The following is a 6885-nucleotide window of genomic DNA, read 5'->3' on the forward strand; positions in this document are numbered from 1 at the left end:
AAATTTCAAAACCATGATGAAAAAATGTCTCGCTTGAATTTTCGATGACTGGTTCTTCGATGAATGTATCGACCGTCAATAATCTGATTTGTGCCTGTCTCTTTTGGCTGCTTATTCTTTTTGCCATTTTTTATAGCAGCGACCGGATTTATGATAATCCTGCACCCGTAAAGGCGGCCTATAATATAGATGGTGAAGCGACCTTGCCGCAGACGCCTCAAGCCCAAACCCATGAAGCTTCGCTGGCGACGCGCTTGCAACAAGGAAACCTTGAAAATGGCCGCAAGGTATTTGGCCAATGCGCTTTGTGCCATACGCCTGTCAAGGATGGTCCAAATCGTGTCGGTCCGCATTTGTGGGGTGTTGTCGGCAGACCATTCGCTGCTCTGGATGACTTTACCTATTCCCGCGCCATGCGTGCACAACCGGATAAACATTGGGATTTTGCCACATTGGATGCCTATTTAACTTCTCCGCGGAAGGCTGTTCCTGGCACCGCCATGTCATTTGTCGGCATTCAAAATCCTCAGGATCGGGCCGATTTATTGCTTTATTTGCGAAGTCTGTCAGATATGCCTGTTTCTCTGCCACGCGAAAATCCAGATTGATGGATATAAGTGCGCGGATAAACGTTACATTGGGTGAGATATAGTGGTTGCGAGCACGTTGATGAAAAGAGTAAACATTGCCCTTTGGCTTTTATTGGCCTTATGCGGTTTAGCGCAAGCGGAACCGCAGTGGCGCACCGCTCTGTCTTTGGGCGCACAACCGAAATATGGTGAGAACTTCACCCATTATGACTATGTCAATGTGAACGCGCCGAAAGGCGGGCAGATCAACGATAGTCGCACCGGCACATTCAACAGTTTCAACCCGTATATCGTGATGGGGACGCCCGCTGCCGGATTTTCCTCGCGCGGAGGTGGCGAACAATATGATACGCTTATGGCGCCTTCTACCGAAGAGCCATCGGTGAATTATCCGCTCATTGCCGAGGCGGCACAGTATCCTGACGACTATTCGTGGGTTAAATTCAAACTGAATGCCAAAGCACGCTGGCATGACGGTCAACCGATTACCGCTGACGACGTCGTGTGGAGTTTCAACGCGTTGAAGGCCAATTCGCCTTTTTTCAACAATTACTATCATTCGGTCGTCAAGGCAGAAAAAACAGCGGCACGCGAAGTGACATTTACGTTTGAAGCCGCGGGCAATCGCGAACTGCCTTTTATCATGGGCCAGATGCCCGTTTTGCCGCAACATTGGTGGGAGGGGACTGATGCCAGCGGCAAAAAACGTGATATTTCCGCCCCGACACTCGAAGTTCCGTTAGGGTCCGGTGCCTATCAGGTCGCAAGTTTCAATGTCGGCAAATCCATTACGTGGAAACGCGTCAAAGATTATTGGGCGGCAGATTTGCCCGTCAATGTGGGACGATTTAACTTTGATACCGAACACTATAGCTATTTCCTTGATCCCAATGCCGAATGGGAGGCGTTTAAAAAGGGCAATATTATTGACTGGCGGATAGAAAACCGCATCCAGCGTTGGCAACAAGGCTATACCTTTCCCGCTGTACTGCGCGGCGATGTCGTGCGGCAAAGCTTTGCTTTCCACGGCAGTGGGCGCGTGCAAGGTTTTTTTATCAATACACGACGACCGCAATTTGCCGATGTAAGGGTGCGTAAAGCGCTCAATCTGGCATTTGATTTTGAATCTTTAAACAAGTCCCTTTTCTTTAACGACTATCATCGTATTTCAAGCTATTTCGATGGTCTTGATCTCGCTGCCAAAGGTGTACCCCAAGGGCTGGAACTGCAAATTTTGGAAACGGTACGCAATGAAGTTCCTTCAGCACTTTTTACTGAAGCCTTTGCCAATCCCGTATATGACAAACCTGATTCATCACGGCAATATCTAACAGAAGCGATGAAGTTGTTGAACGAGGCGGGTTGGCAACTCAAAGGCAATCGTTTGGTGAATGACAAAGGCCAGCAGTTCACTGTGGAGGTGATGCTGAGTGATCCTGCGTTTGAACGTGCAACAGCGCCATTTCTGGCCAATCTACAACGGTTGGGCATTGATGCGACCATGCGTGTGGTCGATGCGTCACAATATCAAAACCGCGAGGCCAATTATGATTTTGATCTTGTCGTCAAAGCGATAGGCCAAAGCGATTCTCCGGGCAACGAGCAGTTGGAATTCTGGGGATCAAAAGCTGCAGATCGACCTGGCGGATACAATGTTGCCGGGATCAAAAATCCTGCGGTCGATACGCTGATCAATCGTGTGATTTATGCCGAAAACCGCGACGAACTTGTTGCTGCAACCCGTGCGCTCGATCGTGTTTTATTGTGGAACTATTATATCATTCCGCAATGGTACGCAGACCATCTCAATATCGCCTACTGGAACAAGTTCGGCATTCCGCAGCCGCAACCTGAAGCAAGCGGGGTGGACATTGCGTCGTGGTGGATTGATGTCGCCAAAGAAGCGCATATTGAAGCCGAATAAATCTTTGTAATTTGTTTACCATAAAGACGCCAAAATAAGTGTTCTCAATCATGTGTTCAATTTTGATTCGCATGGGTGCTCGGTCAAAAAGGTGAAATAAACAAATGGCGGCATATATATTGCGGCGTCTGGCGCTGATCATACCGACATTGATCGGCATTTTGACCGTAACGTTTGTCATAGTGCAGTTCACGCCTGGCGGCCCGATTGAAAATATCATCGCACAATTGCAGGGCACAGGTGGCGATGCCATGGGCCGTGTCGCAGGCGGGGGTGGCGACCTGGGACTTTCTGCAGATGTGACGTTTCAGGGCAGTGATGCCAGTTCAAAATATCGTGGCGCGCGCGGCCTTGATCCTGAATTTATTGTCAAGCTTGAAAAGCAGTTCGGTTTTGATAAGCCGCCTTTGGAACGCTATTTCACCATGCTGTGGAATTATCTGAAATTCGACTTTGGCGATTCCTATACACAAGGTCGGTCGGTGGTTGACCTTATCAAGTCAGCCCTTCCCGTTTCGATATCGTTGGGATTATGGCAATTGTTAATATCCTACGCCATTTCCATCCCGCTGGGCATACGCAAAGCAGTGAAAGATGGCTCCCAATTTGATGTCTGGACAAGTGCGGTCATCGTCATCGGTTATGCTATTCCTAGTTTTCTGTTTGGTATTCTCCTTATGGTACTGTTTGCCGGTGGTTCCTTTTTCGACTGGTTCCCGCTCAGCCATCTGACCTCTGAAAATTTTGACGAATTGTCGCTGGGTGGCAAAATTCTTGATTACTTCCACCATCTGGCATTGCCGTTGACGGCGATGGTCATCTCGGCTTTTGCCACAACAACACTTTTGACCAAGAACTGCTTTCTGGAAGAAATCCGCAAACAATATGTCGTCACGGCTCGTGCTAAAGGGTTGAGCGAGCGGTCTGTTCTCTATGGACATGTATTCAGAAATGCAATGCTTGTTGTTATTGCCAGCTTTCCTGCGGCTTTTATCGCTTCATTCTTCACCGGATCGCTGCTGATTGAAATGTTGTATTCACTGAATGGCATGGGCCTGCTTAGCTATACCTCCATTGTTAATCGCGATTATCCGGTTGTATTCGGGTCGTTGTATATTTTCTCTTTGATAGGACTGGTTGTCAGCCTGATCTCCGACTTAACCTATATGCTTGTTGACCCACGTATCGATTTCGATAAGAGGGACGTGTAATGACAGACGCTGCCCTTCACACCGAATTTAGTTCAAAAGCCAAAAGGCCGTTTCTTTCGCCACTGAACCAACGACGTTGGCAGAATTTCAAAAAGAACCGGCGGGGATGGTGGTCATTATGGATATTCCTAGGCCTTTGCCTATGTTCCTTTTCGGCCAATCTGATCGCCAATGATCGTCCGATCATCGCGTCCTACAAAGGCGAGATTCTGTTTCCGGTGCTTTTTGACTATCCCGATGAAAAGTTCGGCGGTATTTTGGCGACTGTGGATTTCCGCGAAGATTTTATCAAAAAAGAAATAAAACAGCATGGTTGGGCTATTTGGCCGCCCGTTCATTATTCCTATGATACAACAGTTGGCAATAAGCCGGTCGCTTTAGCCCCGCCTTTCTGGTTACAGAGCAAAGACGAACGATGCAAAAATTATGCTGGCGGCGTCAATGACCCAGAATGCACCTTAGGCAATTGGAACTGGCTTGGCACCGACGATCAGACCCGCGATGTTTTTGCCCGCGTTCTCTATGGCTTTCGCGTGTCTATTTCTTTCACGATTATCCTGACGGTTGTCTCCTCGATCATCGGCATTGCAGCCGGGGCAGTGCAGGGCTATTTCGGCGGCTGGGTCGATTTGATCTTCCAACGGATCATTGAAATATGGTCCTCGGTTCCCGCCCTCTATCTTATTATCATTATGGCATCGGTTCTGGCTCAGGGCTTCTGGGTTTTGCTGGGCATCATGCTGTTGTTCCAATGGGTAGCGCTGGTGGGAGTTGTGCGTGCAGAGTTCCTGCGCGCGCGTAATTTTGAATATGTCAATGCCGCACGGGCCTTAGGCGTACCAAACCGGACGATCATCATACGCCATTTGCTGCCCAATGCCATGGTGGCCGCCATCACCTATCTTCCATTTCTATTGACGGCGGGCATCTCGACATTGACTGCGCTGGATTATCTTGGCTTTGGCTTGCCACCCGGTTCAGCATCACTGGGCGAGTTGATGCGCCAAGCCGCCACCAACCTCAATGCGCCATGGATCGGTATCACCGGATTTGTGGCCATCGCAGTCATGTTATCGCTTTTGGCCTTTATCGGGGAAGCTGCACGCGATGCATTTGATCCACGAAAGACATTCCAATGACCTCTTCGCTCATCGTTCGTGATCTTTCAGTACTCTTCCGGCAGGATGGCAAGGAGACTGTGGCTGTTGACCATATTTCTTTTGACATCAAGCCGGGTGAGACCGTTGCACTGGTCGGTGAATCCGGCTCGGGCAAATCGGTTACGGCTTTGTCGATCTTGAAATTATTGTCCTATCCGATGGCGAGCCATCCTTCAGGCGAAATCCTGTTTGGCGACAAGGATTTGATGAAGCTTGATGAAAATGGTTTGCGCAAGGTACGCGGTAAAGACATTGCGATGATCTTTCAGGAACCGATGACGTCCCTCAACCCGTTACATACTGTTGAAAGACAGATTGGCGAGATTCTGAAAATCCATCAGGGGATGCCGGATAAGGCAGCGCGTCTACGCACAATCGAATTGCTAACCCAAGTGGGTATCAGGGATCCTGAAAAGCGGTTGTCATCTTTTCCCCACCAGCTGTCGGGCGGACAGCGTCAACGTGTCATGATTGCCATGGCGCTTGCCAATAATCCACAATTACTGATTGCCGACGAGCCGACAACAGCTTTGGATGTGACCGTGCAAGCACAAATTCTCGAGCTTTTGGCCAAGCTCAAGACCGAACGGTCTATGTCGATGCTTTTCATCACCCATGATCTTGGTATTGTCCGGCGCGTGGCTGATCGCGTTTGCGTCATGACAAAAGGCAAGATTGTTGAAAGTGGTAAAACCGCCGATATTTTTGCAAATCCGCAACATGACTATACAAAGAAACTTCTGGCAGCCGAACCGAAAGGCAACCCGCCAAAGGCTGATCTTGAGGCTCCCGTTGTCATGCAGGGGGAAAAGGTTCGTGTCTGGTTTCCCGTCAAGAAGGGACTCATGCGGCGCACGGTTGATCATATCAAAGCGGTTAATGATATCAGCATAACCATCCGCGCCGGCCAGACTTTGGGTGTTGTTGGAGAATCCGGCTCAGGCAAAACGACGCTGGGTTTGGCTTTGACCCGCATGATTTCTTCAACAGGCAAAATCCGTTTTGATGGGCAGGATATTGAAGGCTATTCTTTTAAGCAAATGCGGCCTTTAAGGCGCCATATCCAGATCGTCTTTCAGGATCCATTCGGTTCATTATCGCCACGCATGTCCGTGGGGGAGATCATCGCCGAAGGGCTTTTGATTCATGAGCCTCAATTGACCTATGACGAGCGGGATCAACGCGTTATCGAGGCTCTACGTGAAGTGGATTTGGATCCGCAGACACGTCATCGCTACCCGCATGAGTTTTCGGGAGGGCAGCGCCAACGTATTGCGATTGCGCGCGCTATGGTTCTCAATCCACGTTTTGTTATGCTCGACGAACCAACGTCAGCTTTGGATATGAGCGTACAGGCGCAGGTTGTTGACCTGCTAGGCAGTCTGCAACAAAAACATAATCTCGCTTACTTGTTTATCAGCCATGATTTGAAAGTTGTGAAGGCATTGGCAAATGAGTTGGTCGTCATGAGAAATGGCGAGATGGTTGAACATGGGATAGCTTCGGATATTTTTTCAGCGCCGAAGACGGACTATACAAAAGCTTTGATGAATGCCGCATTTGAAATGCGTGCCGTATAAAGAAATATTGTTATCCGAAATTCGTATTCACTCAACTTGATACATGTCTCAACGAAACATAAATGTTGCCGAAGATTAAATTGGTTGCACTATAAGCATATAAGCAACATCCAGCTTAGCTTATATGCGCTTCAGTGCGATAGATCTGTCTTGAGTTATTATTGTTTTTTGTATATAGCTGCAACGTGCACTTCATTCGTGATGTGCGGCGGGGTTTATCATGGTTTTATCGACGGGGCTATATCGTAATCATTATACTTGCGCTGGCAATAATCTGCCGGCGACGTTTGTTTTTGGGGGGGGGGGGGGGGGGGGGGGGGGGGGGGGGGGGGGGGGGGGGGGGGGGGGGGGGGGGGGGGGGGGGGGGGGGGGGGGGGGGGGGGGGGGGGGGGGGGGGGGGGGGGGGGGGGGGGGGGGGGG

General features: G+C 49.5%; 5 protein-coding genes. All 5 read left to right on the plus strand.

Translation table 11 applies throughout. The annotated features are described in order from the left end of the window. The first annotated feature begins 59 nt into the window (after positions 1-59). Entirely contained in the window at positions 60-608 is a 549-nt protein-coding gene (locus ACYSNS_RS04270; protein ID WP_461721915.1) for a c-type cytochrome, read from the plus strand. 61 nt (positions 609-669) lie between these two features. Then, a complete protein-coding gene (locus tag ACYSNS_RS04275; RefSeq protein WP_461721864.1) occupies positions 670-2514 on the plus strand; it encodes an extracellular solute-binding protein in 1845 nt (614 codons plus the stop codon). Between the two features lie 104 nt (positions 2515-2618). Further along, a complete protein-coding gene (locus ACYSNS_RS04280; protein ID WP_461721865.1) occupies positions 2619-3725 on the plus strand; it encodes a microcin C ABC transporter permease YejB in 1107 nt (368 codons plus the stop codon). Then, positions 3725-4864 carry an ABC transporter permease gene (locus ACYSNS_RS04285; protein WP_461721866.1) on the plus strand — a complete coding sequence of 380 codons (1140 nt, stop codon included), beginning with the start codon at positions 3725-3727 and terminating at the stop codon, positions 4862-4864. The genes ACYSNS_RS04280 and ACYSNS_RS04285 overlap by 1 nt, the downstream gene beginning before the upstream one ends. After that, the gene (locus ACYSNS_RS04290) at positions 4861-6465 is read left to right on the plus strand and encodes an ABC transporter ATP-binding protein (protein ID WP_461721867.1); all 1605 of its coding nucleotides are present in this window, start codon (positions 4861-4863) and stop codon (positions 6463-6465) included. The genes ACYSNS_RS04285 and ACYSNS_RS04290 overlap by 4 nt, the downstream gene beginning before the upstream one ends. Positions 6466-6885: the final 420 nt, after the last annotated feature.

The sequence above is a fragment of the Bartonella sp. LJL80 genome (genome assembly GCF_054871565.1).

Bases quoted from the DNA above. Each gene is read 5' to 3' on its own strand.
- ACYSNS_RS04270 (WP_461721915.1), top strand. From the start codon at position 60: ATGAATGTATCGACCGTCAATAATCTGATTTGTGCCTGTCTCTTTTGG.
- ACYSNS_RS04275 (WP_461721864.1), top strand. From the start codon at position 670: ATGAAAAGAGTAAACATTGCCCTTTGGCTTTTATTGGCCTTATGCGGT.
- ACYSNS_RS04280 (WP_461721865.1), top strand. From the start codon at position 2,619: ATGGCGGCATATATATTGCGGCGTCTGGCGCTGATCATACCGACATTG.
- ACYSNS_RS04285 (WP_461721866.1), top strand. From the start codon at position 3,725: ATGACAGACGCTGCCCTTCACACCGAATTTAGTTCAAAAGCCAAAAGG.
- ACYSNS_RS04290 (WP_461721867.1), top strand. From the start codon at position 4,861: ATGACCTCTTCGCTCATCGTTCGTGATCTTTCAGTACTCTTCCGGCAG.